Annotated in this window: 20 protein-coding genes; 13 read left to right on the forward strand and 7 right to left on the reverse strand. The window is 74.1% G+C overall.

Going from position 1 to position 20,584, the window contains the following annotated elements; translation table 11 throughout:
• The 9 genes from J1M40_RS08890 to J1M40_RS08930 all read left to right on the forward strand — a co-directional run.
• On the forward strand, window positions 1–2,105 hold a 2,105-nt coding region (locus J1M40_RS08890; protein ID WP_206450715.1), incomplete at its 5' end, for an alpha/beta fold hydrolase.
• 171 nt (window positions 2,106–2,276) lie between these two features.
• On the forward strand, window positions 2,277–3,503 hold the full coding sequence (locus J1M40_RS08895; protein ID WP_020625302.1) for a glycerophosphodiester phosphodiesterase: 1,227 nt from the start codon (window positions 2,277–2,279) through the stop codon (window positions 3,501–3,503).
• 157 nt (window positions 3,504–3,660) lie between these two features.
• A complete protein-coding gene (locus tag J1M40_RS08900) occupies window positions 3,661–4,476 on the forward strand; it encodes a hypothetical protein (protein WP_020625303.1) in 816 nt (271 codons plus the stop codon).
• Complete coding sequence (locus J1M40_RS08905; RefSeq protein WP_020625304.1) at window positions 4,473–4,940, forward strand: phage holin family protein; 468 nt, start codon at window positions 4,473–4,475, stop codon at window positions 4,938–4,940. Before J1M40_RS08900 ends, J1M40_RS08905 begins: the two co-directional genes overlap by 4 nt.
• Window positions 4,937–5,635 carry a DUF3618 domain-containing protein gene (locus J1M40_RS08910; RefSeq protein WP_069941095.1) on the forward strand — a complete coding sequence of 233 codons (699 nt, stop codon included), beginning with the start codon at window positions 4,937–4,939 and terminating at the stop codon, window positions 5,633–5,635. The genes J1M40_RS08905 and J1M40_RS08910 overlap by 4 nt, the downstream gene beginning before the upstream one ends.
• A gap of 154 nt (window positions 5,636–5,789) precedes the next feature.
• On the forward strand, window positions 5,790–6,821 hold the full coding sequence (panC, locus tag J1M40_RS08915) for a pantoate--beta-alanine ligase (protein ID WP_036380850.1): 1,032 nt from the start codon (window positions 5,790–5,792) through the stop codon (window positions 6,819–6,821).
• On the forward strand, window positions 6,818–7,516 hold the full coding sequence (locus tag J1M40_RS08920; protein WP_036380853.1) for a DNA-3-methyladenine glycosylase: 699 nt from the start codon (window positions 6,818–6,820) through the stop codon (window positions 7,514–7,516). The genes panC and J1M40_RS08920 overlap by 4 nt, the downstream gene beginning before the upstream one ends.
• 47 nt (window positions 7,517–7,563) lie before the next feature.
• A complete protein-coding gene (locus J1M40_RS08925) occupies window positions 7,564–8,046 on the forward strand; it encodes an SRPBCC family protein (protein ID WP_036380856.1) in 483 nt (160 codons plus the stop codon).
• A gap of 149 nt (window positions 8,047–8,195) precedes the next feature.
• Complete coding sequence (locus tag J1M40_RS08930; RefSeq protein ID WP_036380860.1) at window positions 8,196–10,259, forward strand: M13 family metallopeptidase; 2,064 nt, start codon at window positions 8,196–8,198, stop codon at window positions 10,257–10,259.
• A 40-nt stretch (window positions 10,260–10,299) separates the two neighbouring features.
• On the opposite strand, the gene J1M40_RS12760 is transcribed toward J1M40_RS08930, so the two are convergent.
• The 4 genes from J1M40_RS12760 to J1M40_RS08950 form a co-directional block, all read right to left on the reverse strand.
• Window positions 10,300–10,809, reverse strand: coding sequence for a MarR family winged helix-turn-helix transcriptional regulator (locus J1M40_RS12760; RefSeq protein ID WP_036380863.1), 510 nt, complete (start codon window positions 10,807–10,809; stop codon window positions 10,300–10,302).
• Window positions 10,802–12,577, reverse strand: a complete 1,776-nt coding sequence (locus J1M40_RS08940) for an MDR family MFS transporter (protein ID WP_338401427.1) — start codon at window positions 12,575–12,577, stop codon at window positions 10,802–10,804. The genes J1M40_RS12760 and J1M40_RS08940 overlap by 8 nt, the downstream gene beginning before the upstream one ends.
• 102 nt (window positions 12,578–12,679) lie before the next feature.
• Entirely contained in the window at window positions 12,680–14,050 is a 1,371-nt protein-coding gene (glsA, locus tag J1M40_RS08945; RefSeq protein WP_020622111.1) for a glutaminase A, read from the reverse strand.
• Window position 14,051: 1 nt separating this feature from the next.
• Window positions 14,052–14,714 (reverse strand): GNAT family N-acetyltransferase, encoded by a 663-nt coding sequence (locus J1M40_RS08950; protein WP_020622112.1) that lies wholly within the window; start codon window positions 14,712–14,714, stop codon window positions 14,052–14,054.
• An 80-nt stretch (window positions 14,715–14,794) separates the two neighbouring features.
• Between J1M40_RS08950 and J1M40_RS08955 the strand changes: the two genes are divergently transcribed.
• From J1M40_RS08955 to J1M40_RS08970, 4 genes are all read left to right on the forward strand, one after another.
• Entirely contained in the window at window positions 14,795–16,264 is a 1,470-nt protein-coding gene (locus tag J1M40_RS08955) for an FAD-binding oxidoreductase (RefSeq protein WP_235187730.1), read from the forward strand.
• On the forward strand, window positions 16,261–16,716 hold the full coding sequence (locus tag J1M40_RS08960) for a thioesterase family protein (RefSeq protein WP_060974353.1): 456 nt from the start codon (window positions 16,261–16,263) through the stop codon (window positions 16,714–16,716). Before J1M40_RS08955 ends, J1M40_RS08960 begins: the two co-directional genes overlap by 4 nt.
• A gap of 65 nt (window positions 16,717–16,781) precedes the next feature.
• On the forward strand, window positions 16,782–17,624 hold the full coding sequence (locus J1M40_RS08965; protein ID WP_036314511.1) for a GTP pyrophosphokinase family protein: 843 nt from the start codon (window positions 16,782–16,784) through the stop codon (window positions 17,622–17,624).
• A gap of 162 nt (window positions 17,625–17,786) precedes the next feature.
• On the forward strand, window positions 17,787–18,584 hold the full coding sequence (locus tag J1M40_RS08970) for a TVP38/TMEM64 family protein (protein ID WP_206450716.1): 798 nt from the start codon (window positions 17,787–17,789) through the stop codon (window positions 18,582–18,584).
• Window positions 18,585–18,601: 17 nt separating this feature from the next.
• On the opposite strand, the gene J1M40_RS08975 is transcribed toward J1M40_RS08970, so the two are convergent.
• From J1M40_RS08975 to J1M40_RS08985, 3 genes are read right to left on the reverse strand one after another with little or no spacing between them, the layout of a single operon-like run.
• On the reverse strand, window positions 18,602–18,910 hold the full coding sequence (locus tag J1M40_RS08975) for a hypothetical protein (protein WP_230956262.1): 309 nt from the start codon (window positions 18,908–18,910) through the stop codon (window positions 18,602–18,604).
• A gap of 39 nt (window positions 18,911–18,949) precedes the next feature.
• On the reverse strand, window positions 18,950–19,504 hold the full coding sequence (locus J1M40_RS08980) for a TIGR03086 family metal-binding protein (RefSeq protein ID WP_144825431.1): 555 nt from the start codon (window positions 19,502–19,504) through the stop codon (window positions 18,950–18,952).
• Between the two features lie 10 nt (window positions 19,505–19,514).
• On the reverse strand, window positions 19,515–20,567 hold the full coding sequence (locus tag J1M40_RS08985) for a polysaccharide deacetylase family protein (RefSeq protein ID WP_236743569.1): 1,053 nt from the start codon (window positions 20,565–20,567) through the stop codon (window positions 19,515–19,517).
• Window positions 20,568–20,584 lie beyond the last annotated feature (17 nt).

Here is a 20,584-nt window from a genome sequence, read left to right on the forward strand (position 1 = left end):
CCTTCACCGCGCTGCCGCGCGTCGCCGGTCTCACCCTCAGCCCGGACGGCGCCCGCCTGGTGACCACCGTCGCCACCCGGGACGCGAAGGGCACCGGCTACGCCACCGCCCTCTGGGAGGTCGACCCCGCGGGCGAGCGCCCCGCCCACCGCCTGACCCGCTCCCGCGAGGGCGAGGCCGGCGCACAGTTCGCCGCGGACGGCACCCTCTTCTTCACCTCCGCCCGTCCCGACCCCGCCGACGCCGAGGCCGAGAAGCGCAGCGCCCTGTGGGCCCTGCCGGCCCGGGGCGGCGAGGCGCGCGTGGTGCTCTCCCGCCCGGGCGGCGTCACCGCGGTCACGTGCGCCTCCGCGGCGGACCGCGTGGTCGTCACGGCGGACCGGCTGCTCGGCGCCACCACCGAGGCCGAGCACGCGGCCCTCGCGCAGACCCGCAAGGACGCCGGTGTGGACGCCATCCTGCACACCGGCTACCCCATCCGCTTCTGGGACCACGACCTCGGCCCCGCCCGCCCCGAGCTCTTCGTCCTCGAGCCCGGCCCGGACCCGCAGGGCGAGCCCGCCACGGACGCCGACGCCGCCGAGCCCGGCCCCGCCGCCTCCGGCCTGGCTCCCGAGGCCGACGACGTGGCGCACCACCTGCGCCACGTCTCCGGATTCCCGCGCTCCCACGCGTTCGGGATCGGCGCGCAGGTGGCCCCGGACGGCTCGTTCCTGCTCACCACGGCCGCCACCGCCGAGGCTCGCGGCAACGTGCGCGAGGGCACGGTGGTGCGCGTGGACCTGGCCACGGGCGAGCACCGCGTCCTGCACGACGTCCCCGGTGAGGACGTGGCCGTCGGCCCCGTCAGCCATGACGGCACGCGCGCCGTCGTCGTCCGCACCCCCGACTCCACCCCGCATTCCGCCGTGCACCCGCGCCTGTACGTGATGGACACGGCCACGGGCCAGACCACGCCCCTGGCCCACGGCTGGGACCGCTGGGCCGACGTCGTCGCGTGGCTGCCGGACGACTCCGCGGTGATCGCGCTCGCGGACTCGGAGGGTCGCCGCCCGGTGTTCCGCATCGAGGTGGCCACCGGCGCCGTCGCGCAGGTGACCCGGGAGGACGAGGCGTGGACCGACATCGTGCTCTCCCCGGACGGGGCCACGGCCTACGGCGTCCGCTCCTCCTACCTGTTCCCGCCGGAGGTGGCGCGGATCGACCTGGCCACGGGCGAGACCACGCGCCTGCCGAACCCCGTGGAGCGCCCCGCGATCCCGGGCACCCTCGAGGACGTGGAGACCGTCGCCGAGGACGGCACGCACGTGCGCGGCTGGCTCGTGCTCCCCGAGGGGGAGGCGCCGGCCGGCGGTCACCCGCTGCTGCTGTGGATCCACGGCGGGCCCCTGGGCTCGTGGAACGCGTGGAGCTGGCGCTGGACCCCGTGGATCATGGCGGCGCGCGGCTACGCGGTGCTGCTGCCGGACCCGGCGCTGTCCACGGGCTACGGCCAGGACTTCATCGAACGCGGCTGGGGCCGCTGGGGCCAGGCGCCCTACACGGACCTGATGGCGCTCACGGACGCCGTCGTGGCGCGTGAGGACGTCGACGGCGACCGCACCGCCGCCATGGGCGGCTCGTTCGGCGGCTACATGGCGAACTGGGTGGCCGGGCACACCGACCGGTTCCGGTGCGTGGTCACGCACGCCTCGCTGTGGGCGCTGGACGGCTTCGGCCCGACGACGGACGCCGCGTTCTACTGGGCCCGCGAGATGGACGAGCAGATGCAGCAGGAGAACTCTCCGCACCGGTTCGTGGGCGAGATCGTCTCCCCGATGCTCGTCATCCACGGCGATAAGGACTACCGCGTGCCGATCGGCGAGGGGCTGCGCCTGTGGTCGGACCTGCTGGCGAAGTCCGGGCGGCCGGCCGCCGCGGACGGCACCACCGACCACCGGTTCCTCTACTTCCCCCACGAGAACCACTGGATCCTCGCCCCGCAGCACGCGAAGGTCTGGTACGAGGTCGTCCTCGGCTTCCTGGGCGAGCACGTCCTCGGCGACAGCGCCCCGACGGCCCCGGAGACGCTGGGACTGACGCGGCCGTCGTCGACGGCGGGCTGAGTCGCCGGGCCCGGTGCCGCGCATCGTGACGGGCGGCTGAACCTCTCCGATCAGCCGCCCGTCACCGGCTGTTCACCGGACGGGCCGGCTGTGGCCGGAGGGGGGCCACCCGGCCGACACCCGGATCTGGCCCACTGGAGCGGTCATCCCCCTCCCGGAAAGGACCGTTCCATGACCTCCGTCCGTCGTCACGCCGCCCGCGGCCTCGTGGCCCTCGCCGCCGCCGTCGCCGTCAGCGCCCCGCTGGCCGCCCCGGCCGTCGCCGCCCCCGCCGCAACGGAGACCCCGGCCGCCGCGCAGTCCGTCACGGGCAAGCCCGTGGTGCGTCCCGACGTCGTGGGTCATCGTGGTGCCTCCGGCTACCGCCCCGAGCACACCCTGGCCGCCTACGAGCTGGCCGCCGCCCAGGGCGCGGATGTGATCGAGCCGGACCTGGTCTCCACCAAGGACGGCGTGCTCGTGGTCCGCCACGAGAACCTGATCGACGGCACCACGGACGTCGCCCAGCGACCCGAGTTCGCGGACCGCAGGACCACCAAGGTCGTCGACGGCGTGGCCCTCACCGGCTGGTTCACCGAGGACTTCACCCTCGCCGAGCTCAAGACCCTGCGCGCCAAGGAGCGCCTGCCGCAGGTCCGCCCCGAGTCCGCGTCCTACGACGGCCGGTACCAGGTGCCCACCTTCGAGGAGGTGCTCGAGCTGCGGGAGCGCCTCTCGGCCCGGCACGGCCGCGAGATCGGCGTCATCCCCGAGATCAAGCACCCCACCTACTTCGACTCCATCGGCCTGTCCATGGAGGAGCGCGTCGTCGAGCTGCTCGACGAGCACGGCCTGAACAAGCGCAACGCCCCCGCCACCGTGCAGTCCTTCGAACTCGCCAACCTGCGCGATCTCAACGAGAACCTCGGCCTCAAGGCCGAGACGGTGTTCCTCTCCAGCGTCACCGGCGCACCCTATGACTCCGTGGCCGCCGGCGACGAACTCCGCGACTACGACTTCTACGAGACCGCCGCGGGCATGCGCGAGATCCGCGCGGCCGGCGTCGACACGCTCGGCCCGGCCTTCGCGCAGATCATCACCAAGGAGAAGGACGGCTCGATGGGCGAGGAGACCGCGTTCGTCTCCCTCGCCCACCGCGCGGGCCTCGAGGTGGTGCCGTACACCTTCCGCGCCGAGAACCAGTTCCTCTACACGGAGTTCCGCTCCTCCACGGACCGGAACGCACAGGGCGACATGGTCGGCATGATCCAGCCGTTCCTCGACGCCGGCATCGACGGCTTCTTCACCGACCACCCCGACCTCGGCGTGCAGGCCGTGGACGTCTGGATGCAGGGCAAGAAGGAGCACCCGGGCCGGGGCGTCGGCAAGACCGCCCAGCGGGGCCTGCAGGGGCGCTGACCCCGTCCCGACCGGAGACGATCCCGGCGGACCCGAGGTCTTCCGGCAGGGTCCCTGCGGTGCTTACCTTGGCGCTCAAGACCGGTGGACCCGGTGACGTGGACGGCCAGAAGGGCCGGCCATGAGGGACGCCGACCCGGACGAAGGAAGGCACAGCATGACGACGAACACGCCGAAGAACGCCCACGGCTCCTCAGCCGAGGGCCGTGACGCCAAGGACCAGGCGAAGGGCAAGGCCCAGCAGGCCGCGGGCGAGGCCCAGGGCCAGGCGAAGGCCGTGGCCCACGACGCCAAGGACAAGGCCCAGGACCTCGCGGCCACCGCCAAGCACGAGGCCGGCCAGGTGAAGGACGAGGCCGCTGACCAGGTGCAGTCGCTGGTCGGCTCCGCCCAGGAGCAGGTCGGCGCGCAGGTGCAGACCCAGCAGGAGCGGCTCGCGGGCCAGGTGCGCAGCTACACCGACGACCTGCACCGCGTGGTCTCCGGTGAGCAGCCGCAGACCGATTTGGTGCGCCAGGGCGTCGCCTCGGTGGCGGACCGTGCCGAGGCCCTGACCCAGCGCCTGGAGACCGCTTCCCCGCAGGACCTGCTGCAGGACGTGCGCGGCTTCGCCGCTCGCCGTCCGGGCACGTTCCTGGCCCTCGCCCTGGGCGCCGGGCTGGTGGCCGGTCGACTGACGCGCGGCATCCGCGACGCCGCCCAGCCCGACTCCACCGCCTCCACCTCGCCGCGCCGTCACGAGACCCGTCCGGACGCGGTGCACGCGGACGTGACTCCGCACCACCTGGACTCGCAGGCCCCGGCCTACTCGAGCGATTCGCTCTCCCAGGCCGACGGCCGCGTCGCGGACGGCGCCGGGCCCCGCCGCGCGGCCGGCGTCGGGGACGTCCCGTACGGCACGCAGGCACCGGTCCAGCAGGGCCTGACCGCCGAGCGGCCGTTCGACCAGACCCGGCCCGGGGGTGACGCATGAGCACCGCCCACGAGCCGTTCCGCGACGCGACGCCGCACTCCGGCGCGCACACCCCGCCGTCCACGCAGGCGGAGTTCCGCGCCGAGCACGAGAGCCTCGGCGAGATGTTCCAGAGCCTGTCGGCCAAGCTGTCGACGCTGGTCAGCCAGGAGATCGCCCTGGCCAAGGCCGAGGCCACCGAGTCCGCGAAGAAGGCCGGCAAGGGGGCGGGGCTGCTGGCCGGCGCCGCCGTCGGCGGCTTCTTCCTGCTGATGTTCCTGTCCCTCGCCCTGATGCACCTGCTCGACGTGTTCCTGCCGATCGGCTGGGCCGCGCTGATCGTGGCCGTGCTGTGGGGCGTCGTGGCGGCCGTGCTGGCCGTGCAGGGCAAGAAGGACATCGAGAAGATCAAGGGTCTGCCGCAGACCCAGGAGACGCTTCAGGAGATCCCCGAGACCCTGAACCCCGCGAAGGAGACGCGATGACCACGAGCAACAACCCCGATGAGATCCGCGCCGACATCGAGCGTACGCGCCGCGAGCTCGGCCAGGACGTGGACGCCCTCGCCGAGAAGGTGAGCCCCACGAAGGCCGTGTCCCGGCAGACCAACCGCATCAAGGACGGCTTCATCCACGCGAAGGAGAACATCATGGGCTCCCCGGAGCAGCACCGCCACGAGCCCTCGCTGGGCGATCGCGCCCACGGGGTGATCGACGACGCCCGGGCCTCCGCGTATGACGCGGCCGGCCAGGCCCAGGACCGCCTGGGCGACGCCGGCGACCGGGTGTCCGAGTGGGCCGACGACGCCCAGCACGCCCTGCACCAGGCCCCGGCTCAGCTGCGCGGCCGCACCGCGGGCAACCCGTTGGCCGCCGGGCTGATCGCCTTCGGTGCCGGCCTGCTGCTCAGCTCGCTGATCCCCGCCTCACGCGCGGAGCAGCGCGCCGCGGAGGGCCTCAAGGACCAGGCCGCCCCGCTGGTGGACGAGGCCAAGCAGGCCGCCCAGCAGCTGCGCGAGGACCTCGAGCCCGCCGCCCGCGAGGCCGCCGGGAGCGTGAAGGAGTCGGCCGCCGAGGCCGCTTCCCACCTCAAGGAGCAGGGCACGGACACGGCGCAGGGCCTCAAGGCGGAGTCCCAGGACGCCGCCCGCCAGGTGAAGGACACCGCGAAGGACGCCTGAGCCCGACTCGAGCACGACGCCGGCCGGTCCCGTTGACGGGACCGGCCGGCGTCGCGCGTGGCGGGGCCGAATCCGGCCCGCGGCTCAGGCCTTGGACCAGATGCGCGTGGTGAGGCGGAAGTCCTCCCCGAGGCCCCGTGCCTAGACTCGGAGGGTGACCCCTCTCGACCGCGTCCCCGACCAGCGCCCCGTCCCCGCCGGCACCGGCCTGACCCTCGAGGACGCCCTCCCCGCTCCCGTGACGGCCGAGGCCGACGGCGTCTCCGCGCGCCCGCGTCTGGCCCGGACCGTCGCCGAGATGCGCTCCGCTCTCCGTGAGCTCGTCGCCCACGCCACGGACGACGGCGACGCCGAGCCCGTCACCGTCGGCCTGATCCCCACGATGGGCGCCCTCCACGGCGGCCACGCGGCCCTGGTGCGGCGGGCCCGCGCCGAGAACGACGTCGTCGCGGTCAGCATCTTCGTGAACCCGCTCCAGTTCGGCGATCCGGCCGACCTGGAGCACTATCCGCGCACCCTGGACGCGGACCTGGACCTGCTGGCGGCGGCGGGCGCCGACGTCGTGTTCGCCCCGGACGTGCAGGAGATGTACCCGGGCTACCCGGACGCGCCGATCGTCACCGTCTCCGCCGGCCGCATGGGGGAGGTCCTCGAGGGCGCCTCCCGCCCGGGCCACTTCGACGGCGTGGCCACCGTCGTGGCGAAGCTGTGGAACATCGTGCGCCCGGCGGTGCCGGCCCTGCGCAGCTACTTCGGCCAGAAGGACGCGCAGCAGCTCACCGTCCTGCGCCGCCTGGCCACGGACCTGGACATCGACGTCGACGTCCGCGCCGTACCCATCGTCCGCTCGCCCGAGGGCCTCGCGCTCTCCAGCCGCAACACCCGCCTGGACGCCGCGGGCCTGGAGCACGCGCTCGTCCTCAGCCGCGCCCTGCGCTCCCTGGCCGACGCCGCGGCGGCCGGTGAGCCCGTCGACGTCCAGGCCGCTCGCCGGATGGTCGAGGACGAGCCGGGCGTCGAGCTGGACCACCTCGTGGTGGTGGACCGGGACACCTTCGCCGAGCTCGGTCCGGAGCTGCTGTGCCAGCCGCTGCGCCGCGAGGCCCTCGCCCTCGTGGCCGCGCACGTGCCGCCCGTCCGGCTGATCGACACCATGGTGCTGCCCGTCGCGGGGCCGCTGCCGTGACCCCGGAGCGTCTCGCCGCCGCCTTCGACGGCCCCTCGCCCGCGCTCGCCGCGACGCTGCTGGGGTGCCGGCTGACCGTCGTCGCCCCGGACGGCGCCGTCACCGTGCGGCTGACCGAGACCGAGGCGTACGGGAACGCGGGAGCGGACCCCGGCGCCCACTCGTTCCGCGGCCGCACCGAGCGCAATGCCGCGCTGTTCGGGCCGCCGCGGCGCACGTACGTGTACCTGAACTACGGCATCCACCGCTGCCTGAACCTGGTGGGCCACCCCGAGGGGGAGGCCGGCGGTGTGCTGCTGCGTGCGGCCGAGGTGCTTGCAGGAGGGGACCTCGCGGTGGCCCGCCGTGGCCGGGACACCGGCCCCAAGCTGCTCTCCGGCCCGGGCAACCTCGGCCAGGGCCTCGGCATCACCCTGGAGATGGGCCACGCGCCCGTGGAGATCGTCGCCGCGCCGCCGGAGGTGGCCGACGACGGTGGCACCTCGGCCCGCCTCGCCGCGCCGGCCGCGCCCGCCCGCTTCCTCCTGGCCCCGCCCGCGCCCCGCGATCCGGCCGAGCCGCCGATCGAGGTCGTGACGGGCCCGCGCGTCGGCGTCTCGGGGGAGGGCGGCTCCGTGCGCTTCCCGTGGCGGTTCAGCGTGGCCGGCCACCGCAGCGTGTCCGCGTTCCGGCGTGGCCGCAACGTGCCGGACTGACCCCCAGACCTTGTCGACCGCCCCGGCCCCGTGCCTAGGTTGATCCCATGACCGAGATGAACAAGACCGCCCACGGCGAGACCCAGCAGACCGTCACCCGGACCATCGACGCGTCCGCCAAGGACGTGTTCGACTTCCTGACCCTGCCCGCGAACCACGCGAAGTTCGACGGCTCGGGCATGGTGCAGTCCGACGACAAGACCCAGCGCATCCAGAAGGTCGGCGACGTGTTCACCATGAACATGCACGCGGAGCACATGGGTGGCGACTACCAGACCGACAATCACGTGGTCGCCTACGACCCGAACAAGCTGGTCGGCTGGAAGACCGCCCCCGCCGGCACCGAGCCCAAGGGTTGGCAGTGGGTCTACCGGCTCGAGGACAACGGCTCCGGCAGCACGGTCGTGTCCCTCACCTACGACTGGACCGCCGTGACCGACCCGGAGCTGCTGGCGAAGAACCTCTTCCCGATGGTGTCCGAGGAGCAGATGGAGGAGTCGCTCGCGAAGCTGGCCGCCGAGGTCGGCTGACCCCCGCCTCCCGACGGCGGCCTCCGGGCTGGCCGTCCCCTCGACGACGGGCACGCACCCGGCCAGGGTGCGGTGCCCGTCGTCGTGTCCGGTGTCACGGCTAGAGTGCCGTGCGAGACCGTCCACCCCCACGTCCAGGAGGATCCGCCGTGACCGCCACCGCCGAGCCCGAAGTCCCGTCGCCGCGCGAGGACCTGTACCGCCACGTCAACGCCGGGTGGCTGGACACCCATGAGATCCCCGCGGACCAGGGCGCCTACGGCGCGTTCCTCGAGCTGCGGGACGCGGCCGAGCTCGCCGTCCGGCACCTGTGCGAGGACGCCGTGCGCGAGGTCGGCACGGGCTTCGACCCCGCCCAGGCGCGCGTGCAGGCCACGGCCGCGGCCGGCGCGCACCGGGACGTCCCGCTCGCCCCGCTGGACGAGGAGGACGCGGAGGGCACGGAGCATCCGGAGCTCAAGCGCCGGATCGCCGCGCTGTACGCCTCGTTCATGGACGACGAGACCGTGGAGGCCCGCGGCCTCGAGCCGATCGCCTCGGACCTGGCGGCGGTGGCCACCGTGTCCACCCCCGCGGAGCTGCTCGCCCTGTCCGGGCGACTGCAGCGCCAGGGCGTCTCCGGCCTCATCAACACCGGCGCCCTCAACGACGCCGGGAACCCGGACCGCATGCTCCTGCACCTGCTCCAGGGCGGCCTGGGCCTGCCGGACGAGTCCTACTACCGGGACGAGGCCTACGCCGAGATCCTCGAGCAGTACACCGAGCACACCGGCCGTCTGCTGGCGCTGGCCGGGATCGGCGCGGACCGGGACGAGGCCGCCGCGCTGGGCGTCCGGGTGGTGGAGCTGGAGAAGCGCATCGCCGCCCTGCACTGGGACCTGGTCCGCAGCCGGGACGCCGTGGCCCGCTACAACCCCATGACCCACGACCGGCTGACGGAGCTCTTCCCCCTGGCCGACGCGTGGCTCGAGGGCGTGGACGCCGCCGGCGAGCGCGCCGCGGAGGTCGTGGTGTGGCAGCCGGACTTCCTCTCCGGTGTGCAGGGGCTGCTCGAGGGACCCGAGGCCGCCGACCTCGAGGACTGGCGTCACTGGCTGATCCTGCAGGTGCTGCGCTCCTTCGCCGGCTTCCTGCCGGACGCGTTCGTGCAGGAGAACTTCTCCTTCTACGGCCGCCGCCTGGCCGGCACCGAGGAGGTCCGCCCCCGCTGGAAGCGCGCGGTCGCGTTCGTCAACGGGGCGGCCGGCGAGGACGTGGCGCAGCTCTACGTGGCCCGCCATTTCCCGCAGGGCCACGTGGCCGCGATGGACGAGCTCGTGGGCCTGCTCCAGGAGGCCTATCGCCGGTCCATCGAGGAGCTCGAGTGGATGGGCGAGGAGACCCGTCAGCGGGCGCTCGAGAAGCTGGCGATGTTCCGCCCCATGGTGGGCTACCCCTCGAAGTGGCTGGACTACTCCGCCCTCGAGGTCCACGCCGGCGACCTGCTGGGCAACGCCCGCTCCTCCTCGGAGCTCGAGTGGGAGCGGGACCTGCGCAAGATCGCGGACGGGCCGGACCCGGAGGAGTGGCACATCACGCCGCAGACGGTGAACGCGTACTACTCCCCGCTCGAGAACGCGATCGTCTTCCCGGCCGCCATTTTGCAGCCCCCGTTCTTCGACCCCGAGGCCTCGATGGCCGCGAACCTGGGGGCGATCGGCGCCGTGATCGGCCACGAGATCGGCCACGGCTTCGACGACCAGGGCTCGCGGTACGACGGCGCCGGTCGGCTCGAGGACTGGTGGACCGAGGAGGACCGCGCGGCGTTCACCGAGCGCACCTCCCGGCTGGTGGCCCAGTACAACGCGCTCTCCCCGGCCGAGGCCCCGGACCACCGCGTCAACGGCGAGTTCACCCTGGGGGAGAACATCGGCGACCTCGGCGGCCTGGGCATCGCCCACCGCGCCTTGGAGATCTGGCGGGACGAGGGCGACGGCGCCTCCCTCGACGCCGCGGCGGGGGACCGCGAGTTCTTCACCGCCTGGGCCACCGTGTGGCGTCAGCTCACGCGACCGGAGGCCATGGTCACCCGCATCGCCTCGGACCCGCACTCGCCCAACGAGTTCCGCTGCAACCAGGTGGTCAAGAACCTCGACGCCTTCCACGAGGCGTTCGGCACGCGCGAGGGGGATCCCATGTGGCTGGCCCCGGAGGAGCGCGTCACCATCTGGTGATCCCGCCCGCCGGCCGGGCCCCGCGGGTCCGGCCGGCGGCTCACTCGGATTCGGCGGGGTCCTGCATCCGGGTCTGACGCTCGGCGGCCAGCCGGTCCAGCAGGCGCGTCAGCGTCCGGATGTCCTCGCGGTCCCAGCGCGCCAGGTCGTCGCGCAGCCCGCGACCCGCCGGGCCGCCGCGCACCGCGTCGAGGCGGGCGAGCCCCTCGGGGCTGGCGCTCAGGAGGGCGGAGCGGCGGTCCCGCGGGTCCGGCTCTCGGGTGATCAGCCCGGCGGCCTCGAGGTCGCGGACCATGCGGGAGACCTGCGCGCGGTCCACCAGCAGGCCCTCGGCCACGGCCGAGGGCGTCATGGTCCCCTCGTTGGCCAGCATCATGAACGCCTTCATCGCCCCGACGGACAGGGCCGGGCTGAGGGCCGCCGCGTAGCGGACCATCACCTGGCGGTGCTGCAGGACCAGACGCGAGAACGCCTGCTCGAGCCCCTGGACGGCGGCCTCGAAGCCCGCGTCGTCGCCGCCTCCGCCCGGGTCCGGGGCGCCGTCAGCCACGGCGGGCCCGGACCAGCGCGGTGACGACGGCCGCCAGCAGGGCCGTCCCTGCCACGGCCAGCGCCGCGGGGACGACGGGCCGGTCGGCCACCGCCGTCGCCGGGCGCTCGGCCGACACCGACCGGGACTCCTCCGGGTCCTCGGCCGGATGCTGCCCCTGCGCCGCGGTCACCACGGGGATCGGGCCGGTCGCGGGCAGCGTCTGCATGGCCTCGGCCGTGGCATGGGTGGCCAGGTCGGCGCGGGTGGCGTGGAGGCGCTCGGAGGTGGTCATGCGGCCCAGTGGGAGGTTCGGCAGGAACAGGATCGCGATCAACGCGACGATCGCGAGCGGCACGGCCACGAGGAAGGCGAGGGCGATGCCCTGCGCGTAGACGTCCTCGAAGATCACCCGCAGCGAGTCGGGCATCTCTGCCACGCGTGGCAGGGTGCTGGACTGCAGGCTCTCGGACCACTCGGCGGCGTCCGGGCCCAGGCTGCGCAGGGCCGCGGCGAGGTCCGCGCGGCGCTCCTCGATGCGGTCCGGGACCACGTTGGAGACCACGGCGCCCATCACGGCGACACCGATGCTGCCGCCCAGGGTGCGGAAGAAGGTGACGCCGGAGCTGGCGACGCCCATCTGCCGCGGGTCGGTGGTGTTCTGCACCACGAGCACGAGGTTCTGCATGGTCATGCCGACGCCGGCGCCGAGCAGGAACATGTAGAGGGACACCAGCCAGAAGGAGGTGTCGTAGTGCAGGGTGCCGAGCAGGGCGGTGCCGGCGATCAGCAGGACGGCGCCGATCACGAGCCAGCGCTTCCACACGCCGGTGCGGGTGATGAGGCCGCCGATCACCGTGGAGGACACGAGCAGGCCGAGGATCATCGGGATGGTCATGAGGCCGGCCTGGGTCGGCGTCGCGCCGCGGGCCAGCTGCATGTACTGGGCCAGGTAGACGGAGGAGCCGAACATGGCCAGGCCCGTGGCGATCGAGGCGATCGTCGCGAGGGTGAAGGTGCGGTCGCGGAAGAGGGTGAGCGGGATGAGCGGCTCGGCGACGCGCAGCTCGGTCACGACGAACAGGACGGTGGCGACGGCGGCGCCGCCGAGCATCCACGCGGTGGTGGTGCTGGCCCAGTCGAAGTCGCGACCGGCGCTGGTGACCCAGATCAGCAGCAGCGCGGTGGCCGCGGTCAGGAACACGATGCCGAGGTAGTCGATGGACACCTTCTGGCGCTCGCGGTGCGGGAGGTGGAGGGTGCGCTGCACCATCACCAGGGCGACGACGGCGAAGGGCACCGCCACGAAGAAGTTCCAGCGCCAGCCCCACAGGTCGGTGATCACGCCGCCGGCGAGCGGGCCGCCCACCGTGGCCACGGCCATCACGGCGCCGAACAGGCCCATGTAGCGGCCGCGCTCACGCGGGCTGATGATGTCCGCCATGATCACCTGGCTGAGCGCGACGAGGCCGCCGCCGCCCAGGCCCTGCACGGTGCGGCAGACGATCAGGAAGGTCGGATCGTGGGTGAACCCGGCCGCCGCGGAGGCGGCGACGAAGATCGCCAGGGCGACCTGGAAGAGGACCTTGCGGTTGACGAGGTCGGCCAGCTTGCCCCAGATCGGGGTGGCGATGGCCGTGGCGAGCAGGGCCGAGGTGATGACCCAGGTGTAGGCGGTCTGGTCGCCGCCGATGTCGTGGATGATCACCGGCATCGAGGTCGAGACCACCGTGTTGGCGATCATCGAGACGAACATGCCCAGCAGGAGGCCGGTCAGGGCCTGGAGCACGGAGCGGTGGCGCGCGGCGTCGGCGGCGGCGCGCTCGAGCGAGGGGGCGCCGGCCGGCGCGACGGCCTCGGGGGCGGGGGACCTCCTGCCCGCCCCGCCGCCTCAGTGGGCGCCGGCCTCCTCCAGCGGCAGGATGCGCTCCGGATCCTCGACCTCCACGCGCACGCCGTCCGCCTGCAGCCGGCGCACGCCCTCGGCGATCAGCCGCCGGCCGACGTCGTCGATCCGGTCCACCCGCGTGAGGTTGAGCACCACGGTGCGGATGGGCCCGTCGTTCTCATCTCGGGCGGCCACGGCGGCGGCCTCGTACACCGCCCCGCCGCCGGTCGCGGCCGCGAGCGCCGCGCTGTCCGCCGCGGCCTCCTGCCACCGCGGGTAGACGGCGGCGTCCCAGCCGGTGCCGGGCTTCTCCGCACCGGTGCGCAGGTCCGTGAGCGCGTCCAGCACCGCCTCGGCGCCGCCGAACCGGATCACGCCCTGCAGGTGCAGGAACACGCGGTCACCCTCGCGTTCCACGAAGCGCACGGCGGTTCCGCCCAGGCTGTCGCCGTCCATGAGGTGCAGCCGGAAGTCCTCGGAGAGGCGGCGGCACGCCAGCACGCCGCGCGCCGAGTTGCCCACCTCGTCCAGGCGCGGCGAGAACACGCCGATCCCCACGCGGCCCGGCAGCGCGCCGAGCACACCGCCGGCCACCCCGGACTTGGCCGGGATCCCGACGTCGGCGAGCCACTGCCCGGCGGCGTCGTACATGCCGGAGGAGGTCATCACGGACACCACGCGCCGCGCCACGATGGACGGCAGCACGCGCTCACCCGTCATCGGATGGATGCCCCCGGTGGCCAGACACGCGCCCATCACGGCGAGGTCCTTGGCGGTGACGAGCACGGCGCACTGCGCCACGTACCCGGCCACGATCTCCTCGGCCGAGTCCTGCAGCACCCCGTAGCTGCGGAGCATGTGCCCCAGGGAGAGGTTGCGGTCCGAGACCGCCATCTCGGACTCGTACGTCTCCCGGTCCACCGCGAGCCGACGCCCGGCGAGCAGGGACATGATCTCCACGGCCCGGTCCAGCCGCTCCTTCCGGCTCGCCTCCGGCCCCACCAGCAGCTGGTGCACCGCGAGCGCGCCCGCGTTGATCATGGCGTTGTCCGGGCGGTGCGACTCCGCCTCGAGGGAGAGCTCGTTGAAGGCCTCGCCCGAGGGGTTCAGCCCCACCTGTCGGTCCACGGCGGCGAAGCCCCGGTCCACGAGCGCGGCCGCGTACGTGAACGGCTTGGACGCGGACTGGATGGTGAACTCCACGTCCGCGTCCCCCGCGGAGTGCAGCCGCCCGGTGGGGGTGGCCAGCGCGATGCCGAGGCGGTCCGGGTCCGCCTCCGCGAGCACGGGGATGTACTGGGCCGTCTCTCCCGGGTTCACGGCGCCGAGCTCGGTGATCAGGCTCGCCAGGTAGTCGGGGATCGGGTGTCTCATCTCAGGCCTCCCAGCGCAGGCAGGTCAGGGGCTCGCCCCCGGGCACGGGCACGTGGCCGGTCGCACGGAAGCCGAGCCGCTCATAGAACGGGACGGTGGCGGGCACGGACGCCTCGAGGTGCACGGGCAGACCCGACGCGCGGCGCTGGCCGTGGCGCACCAGCGCACTCGCCGCCCCGCGCCCGCGGGCGGACGGGACGGTGCCGACCTCCTCAAGGTACCAGTGCCGGCCTGCCGGGCGGGCACGCTCGCAGGCGGCCTGGATCCGCTTCAGGGCGAGGGTGTGGCGGCCGTGGACGGCGACCGCGGTGGGCAGCCCCGCCAGCAGGCCCGGCACGTCGACCCCGCGGGGGGCGGCGGGGGAGGTCCACACGGCGGCGCCGAGCAGCGTGCCATCGTCGGCGTCCACGGCGACGTCCACGGCGCCGAGCGGGGCGCCGTCGGCCCCCGCGCGCAGCCCGTGGCGCACGGCGGCGGTGAACTTGCGCTCGAGGCGGGCCTCGCGCCGGTCCTCGGGCACGAGCCCGAGCGTGTACGGGTCCGTGGCGAAGGCCTCGGCGAGGACGGCGCCCACGCGGCGGGCGGTGTCCTCGCGGGCTCCACCCGGGCGCAGGGTGAGCACGTGGACGCGGGGGCGCGGCGCAGCGGGGTCCGGGGAGGTCATGGTCGCCAGTCTAGGGACGGGGCCGGGCGCGTCATCGGACCGGCCGACGCACGTTCCACCCCGTGTGATCGGCGACACTGGTGGACATGGACTCCTCCGCACCCCTCGACCCGACCCGCGCCGCCCCGCCTGCCGCGGACGCCCCGCCCGCCGACGTCGTCGCCCGCCTGCAGGCGGAGCTGCCCGGCCGCGTGGACGTCTCCGCCGCCGCACTCGAGGCCGCCCGGGCGGACCGCTCGGGGCATCGCTCCCCCGCCGCGCCGCTGGCCGTGGTCCGCGCGCGGACGGTGGAGGACGTGCAGGCCGCGTGCCGGATCGCGCACGGGACCCGCACCCCGCTGGTCACCCGCGGAGCGGGCACGGGGTTGGCCGGCGGCGCCGTCGCGGGGGCGGGCGAGATCGTCCTGGACATGACCGCGATGGACCGGATCCTGGAGGTCTCCCCCGCGGACCGCGTGGCCGTCGTCGAGCCGGGGATCCTCAACGGGGCGCTGAACGCCGCGCTCGCCGAGCACGGGCTGTGGTGGGCCCCGGATCCCGCGTCGAAGGACATCTCCACGGTGGGCGGCAACATCGCGATGAACGCCGGCGGGCTGCTGTGCGCCAAGTACGGCGTCACGCGCGAGGCGGTGCTGGGCCTGGACGTGGTGCTCGCGGACGGCACCCTGCTGCGGCTGGGCCACCGCACCGTCAAGGGGGTGACCGGCTACGACCTGGTCGCGCTGATGATCGGCTCGGAGGGCACGCTCGGCGTGATCGTGGGCGCGACGCTGGCGCTGCGGCCGGCCGTGCGCGGCGTGCCCGTGACGCTCGGCGGGTTCTTCCCGGACGTCGTCGCGGGCGCCGCCGCGGCCGAGGCGATCACCGGGGCCGGTCACGTGCCCGCCCTGATGGAGCTGATGGACGAGGCGACGCTCGCCGCGGTGCGCGCGCACGCGGGGCCCGAGCGCGGGGCCGCCCTGCCCGAATCCGGCGCGTTCCTGCTGGTGCAGGCCGACGGCGCCGGCGCCGAGGCGGACGGGGAGGCCATGGCCGCCCTCATGCGCGCCCACGGCGGGGACGTCACCGTGACCGTGGACCCCGCCGAGGGGGAGGCCCTCATGGCCCTGCGCCGCACCGCGTTCCCCGCGCTCGAGCGCCTCGGCACCCCGCTCGTGGAGGACGTGGCCGTCCCGCGCAGCCGCATGGCCGAGATGTTCGCGCGGATCCGTGAGATCGAGGCACGCACCGGCGTCGCCATCCCCACCACGGCCCACGCCGGGGACGGCAACCTGCACCCGATCCTGCTGTTCGGCGCGGCGGCGCAGGTGGGCGGCGCGGCCGAGGACGCCGCGTCGATCCCGGCGGACGTGTGGGAGGCCGCCGGCGAGCTGTTCCGCGCGGGCCTGGAACTCGGCGGCACGCTCACCGGCGAACACGGCGTGGGCCTGCTCAAGCGCGCGTTCCTGCGAGACGAGCTCGGCGACGCCCAGCACGACCTCCAGCAGCGCATCAAGGCCGTGTTCGACCCGCACGGCATCCTCAACCCAGGAAAGGTGTTCACCCCGTGACGCAGCCGACCACCCCCGAGACCCCCGCCGACGCCGGCACGCCGACCCCGTTCGAGGTCGGGCTGCAGCTGCGCTGGTCCGACGAAGACCGCTACGGCCACGTCAACAACGCCCGCCTGCTCACCCTCGCCGAGGAGGCGCGCGTGCGCGCCCTGGCCGCGTGGGCCACGACGACGGCGTCCCCGGACGTCCAGCGCGTCGTGCGGTCCATGGAGGTCCAGTACGAGGCGCCCGTGGTCTACGCCGGGCCCGAGGTGACGGCGCGGGTGTGGATCCTGCGGATCGGCCGGACGTCCTTCACGCTGCGCCACGAGCTGTGGCAGGACGGGCGGCGCTGCGTGCTGTGCGACGCCGTGTTCGTGCAGGTGGACCCGGCGGCCGGGCGGCCCGTGGCCGTCTCCGACGAGGAGCGCGCCGCCTTCGAGCGCGTGCTGATCCCCGCCGAGGACTGACGGGCCGCCGTCGGGCCTGTGGACGGCCTGCCGTCTCGCAGGATCCCGCCGTAGGCTCTGAGGCCATGGAGCAGGACCCTTCCCCGGACGCGCCCGCGCCCTCGGCGGACGTCGAGGCGCTGCGCGGCACCCCCGTGTCCGAGTTGACGCAGCTCACCCCCGCGGCGTCAGGGGCGCTGGAGCGGCTGCGCCGAGACGTCGAGCGCTTCGACCTCGAGTACCGCTCGGCCCTGCTCCAGGTGGAGGCGCGGCTCGAGGTGCTGCGGGACGAGTTCACGCACCTGCACGACTACAACCCCATCGAGCACATCGTCACGCGGGTGAAGTCGCCGGAGTCGATCCTGCGCAAGGCCTCCGCCCGCGGGCTGTCCCTGGACCTGGACGCGCTGCGCACCAACGTCACGGACATCGCCGGGGCGCGCGTGATCGTCAGCTTCGCCCGGGACGTGTACCGCGTGTTCCGCCAGTTCACGCAGCAGCCGGACATCCGGGTGCTCGAGGTGGAGGACTACATCTCCCGGCCCAAGCCCTCGGGCTACCGCAGCCTGCACTGCCTCGTGCAGGTGCCGATCCACCTGTCCACCGGCACGATCCCGGTGACCGTGGAGATGCAGTTCCGCACGAGCGCCATGGACTTCTGGGCCACGCTCGAGCACAAGATCAACTACAAGTTCGACGGCGGCGTGCCCCCGGACATCGCGACCGAGCTCGTGGCCGCCGCCCGCGTGGCTGCGGACCTGGACACCCGCATGGAGCGCCTGCACGACCAGGTGCAGGAGACCGACAGGGACGACGACGCCGCCGCGGCCTGGGAGGACGACGGCGGTCCCGTCTTCGAGGACGAGCCGGCGGCGGGGCCGGGCGAGGCGCGGCCGGGTGACGACGCGCCCGGCGCGTCCACCGTCTGAGCCCCTCCGTCCACACCCGGCGGGCCGCGTGCACAGGGTTCTCCACAGAGTTGTCCACAGGTGTGGATGAGTCACACGCGTGTGATCCAGCAAAGCAGAGCAGGGCGTGACCGCAGGCCAGGGAGGACATGCGGAGGGAGCGGCTGCCGGTAGCCTGAGCCGATGCCCTCCACCGCCGTGCCGCCGCGCGACTCCGGCGCCGCCTCCACCCTGCCCGCCCGCACAGGGCACCGCGGGGTGTCGATCCTGCGCACCGCCGCCCTCGTCCTCGTGGTGGCGGCGTTCGTGTGGCTGGCACTCACCGTGCGCCTGCCCGGCGTGGACGAGCTGCGCGCCCAGCTGGACGGCTTCGGCTGGTGGAGCTGGCTGGCGTTCACCGTGCTGTACGCGGCCGTGGCGCTCACCCCCATCCCCGTGACGATCATGGCGGTCACCGCCGGTGTGCTCTTCGGCGCGATCGAGGGGACGGTGCTGTCCGTCGTCGGAGCCCTGCTGGGCTCGCTCGGGGCGTACGGCATCGCGCGCGCGGTCGGACGCGAGGTGGTCCTGCGCGGGCTCGGCCGCCACGCCGAGACCGTGGAGCGGCGGCTCGAGGACACCGGGTTCCTCGCCCTGCTGGCCCTGCGCGTCGCCCCGGGGCTGCCGTACTGGCCCGTGAACTACGGGGCGGGCGCGCTCGCCGTGCCGCTGGGGATCTTCGCCGGCTCCACCGCGGTCGGCGTGATCCCCGGGCAGCTCTCCCTCGTGGCGATGGGGGCGTTCGCGGTGCGCCCGGGCGTCGTGAACGGCGTGCTGCTCGGGGTGGGCTGGCTCGCCGTGGGCGGTCTGACCCTGTGGGCGGTGCGGCGCTGGCGACGGGCAGCCCGGTCCGCGGAGGGGCCGGCGAGGTCGAAGGAGTCGGACGGCCCGCAGAGTGGTCACGACACGCCGTCTCCCCGCGCGCGACGCGGCGTGTCGTGACCACTCTGCGCCGGACGTCAGCCGAGGGTCGTGTACCGCACGCCGAACTTGCTGCTGACCTGCAGGAACACGAGCACGTCCGTGCCGCGCGCGTAGGCGGGCATGCCGTACCAGGTGCGGGGGTCGAGCTGCGGGGCCACCTCCGTGACGATCCGGTGCACCGCCACCGCCAGGGCGCGGTCCTGCTCGGGCATCTCCTCGATCTTCGCCAGCAGGTCCTGCAGGGCGTCGGCCTTCTTCCTGCCGCCGCGCTGGGCGCGCAGCTCCTCCGCGCGCTCGGCCATCGCGGCCTGCTCCGCGGCGCTGAAACCGGTGGGCTCGGTCATGGTGCCTCCTGGGGTGCGGGGACGGGTCCTGCCCGGGTCTCAGCCCCGACGGCCCAGGCGACCGAGCAGGCGGGTCTGCGGGTCGGCGTCGTCGGCCACGGGGACGGGCTCACCCAGGATGCCGGGCGTGTAGGCGGCGTCGCCGAACAGCGCCAGCGACTCCTCCACGCAGTCGATCTCCGCGTCCGTGAACCGCGCGTCCACGCCCTGCGAGCGGGCCAGGTCCCAACGGTGCACGATCAGGTCGAACGTGTGGAAGCGGATCAGCGCCTCGCCCACGGTCATCTCCCCGAGCGCGGTGTCCATGGGCCGCAGGATGAACTCCTCGTCACCGGCGAGGGCGGACAGGGCGGCGGCGTGCTTGGTCCACTGGGTGGCCAGCTGCTGGCGGGAGCCGTCGAAGAGGGGCACCTCCCGGCCCTGGCGGGCGGCGAAGTCGCGCTGGCCGGCGATCACGTGGTCCAGCAGGTCCAGCGCGTCCCAACCCTCGCACGGGGTGGCGGCGTCCCAGTCCCGCACCTCACGGACGACGGCGGTGAACGGCTCGGCGGCCGCGTTCCAGCGGGCCTCGACCTCGGTGGCGGGGATGGACATGGTGCTCTCCTCAGGGTCGCGGGGATCTCGGGGCCGCGGCGGACGACGACGGTGCCGGGCTCGGCTTCTTCGGGCCGCGGATGGACTCGGGGCGGGCCGGGTCCAGGACGGACCGGGGGTCGAAGAACTCCTCCAGCACGGGCCGCTCACCCGAGACGGCCGCGGCGAGGCTGATGCCGTCCACGTTGATCCGCGAGCCGCGATAGTAGCCGGGCTCGAGCTGGCCCCACGCCTTGGAGGTGCCGTCCACGAGGAAGAAGGAGCGGTAGCCGAGCTCACGGAAGTAGCGGTACCGCTCGTTGTCCTCCGTGTACGTGCCGGGGCCGGTGACGTCCGCGCCGAACGGGTAGATGAGCATGTCCGTGGGGCCGAGGATCGGCTCGACCTCCTCGTGCCAGTGCCCCATGTCGAACTCGAGCTCCTCCATGGTCAGCTTCGGCACCGTCCGGTGGCCCCACGTGTGGGAGGCGAACTCCCAGCCGCTGTCCTTGAGCGCGTCGGCGACCTCGGTGGCGGCCGCGACGTCGGCGTCGAACGTGGGGCTGTCCCCGAACTCGCGGGCCGAGGTGCGGTAGCCGAACACGCCGTCGTAGCCGGTCATGGCCAGCACGCCGCGGGCGCCGTTGAGGCTGAAGTCCGGGTGCTCGGCGAGGAAGTCGTCCAGGCGCGGGACGACGTCGAACGCCCCGACGTGCGTGGTGCCCTCGGCGTCCGTGTACTCGTTGCGGACGCGGCCGTCCTCGGCCACGATCAGGCGGTCCGCGAAGCCGTCGCCGTCCATGTAGAGGTAGTACGAGCAGTCGTCCAGGGAGAGGATCAGCGGGGTCCGGCCCTCGGGGACCATGAGGGTCTTCGGGCGGACGACGTCGTCCTCGCCCACCTCGTACAGCTCGTGCGGGGAGACCAGCACGTAGCCGCGCTCGTAGACCTGCCGGATGACGGCGTCGAACTCGTCCACCGTGACCATGAAGTCCAGATAGCCGCCGGCCTTGTCGTCGCCGTCGAAGGCGCGGGCCGGGTCCACCACGAGGGAGTGGAAGAACAGGTGCGGAACCCGGGCCACGTCCGACCAGGCCACCG

The organism is Micrococcus sp. KRD026 (assembly GCF_017168445.1).
Taxonomy (GTDB): domain Bacteria; phylum Actinomycetota; class Actinomycetes; order Actinomycetales; family Micrococcaceae; genus Micrococcus; species Micrococcus luteus.

Excerpts from the sequence above, each read along its gene's own strand:
- J1M40_RS08950 (WP_020622112.1), bottom strand. The coding sequence starts at position 14,714 with ATGACCTCCCCGGACCCCGCTGCGCCGCGCCCCCGCGTCCACGTGCTC.
- J1M40_RS08980 (WP_144825431.1), bottom strand. The coding sequence starts at position 19,504 with ATGTCCATCCCCGCCACCGAGGTCGAGGCCCGCTGGAACGCGGCCGCC.
- J1M40_RS08925 (WP_036380856.1), top strand. The coding sequence starts at position 7,564 with ATGACCGAGATGAACAAGACCGCCCACGGCGAGACCCAGCAGACCGTC.
- J1M40_RS08910 (WP_069941095.1), top strand. The coding sequence starts at position 4,937 with ATGACCACGAGCAACAACCCCGATGAGATCCGCGCCGACATCGAGCGT.
- glsA (WP_020622111.1), bottom strand. The coding sequence starts at position 14,050 with ATGAGACACCCGATCCCCGACTACCTGGCGAGCCTGATCACCGAGCTC.
- J1M40_RS08900 (WP_020625303.1), top strand. The coding sequence starts at position 3,661 with ATGACGACGAACACGCCGAAGAACGCCCACGGCTCCTCAGCCGAGGGC.
- J1M40_RS08895 (WP_020625302.1), top strand. The coding sequence starts at position 2,277 with ATGACCTCCGTCCGTCGTCACGCCGCCCGCGGCCTCGTGGCCCTCGCC.
- J1M40_RS08970 (WP_206450716.1), top strand. The coding sequence starts at position 17,787 with ATGCCCTCCACCGCCGTGCCGCCGCGCGACTCCGGCGCCGCCTCCACC.
- J1M40_RS08965 (WP_036314511.1), top strand. The coding sequence starts at position 16,782 with ATGGAGCAGGACCCTTCCCCGGACGCGCCCGCGCCCTCGGCGGACGTC.
- J1M40_RS08905 (WP_020625304.1), top strand. The coding sequence starts at position 4,473 with ATGAGCACCGCCCACGAGCCGTTCCGCGACGCGACGCCGCACTCCGGC.
- J1M40_RS08975 (WP_230956262.1), bottom strand. The coding sequence starts at position 18,910 with ATGACCGAGCCCACCGGTTTCAGCGCCGCGGAGCAGGCCGCGATGGCC.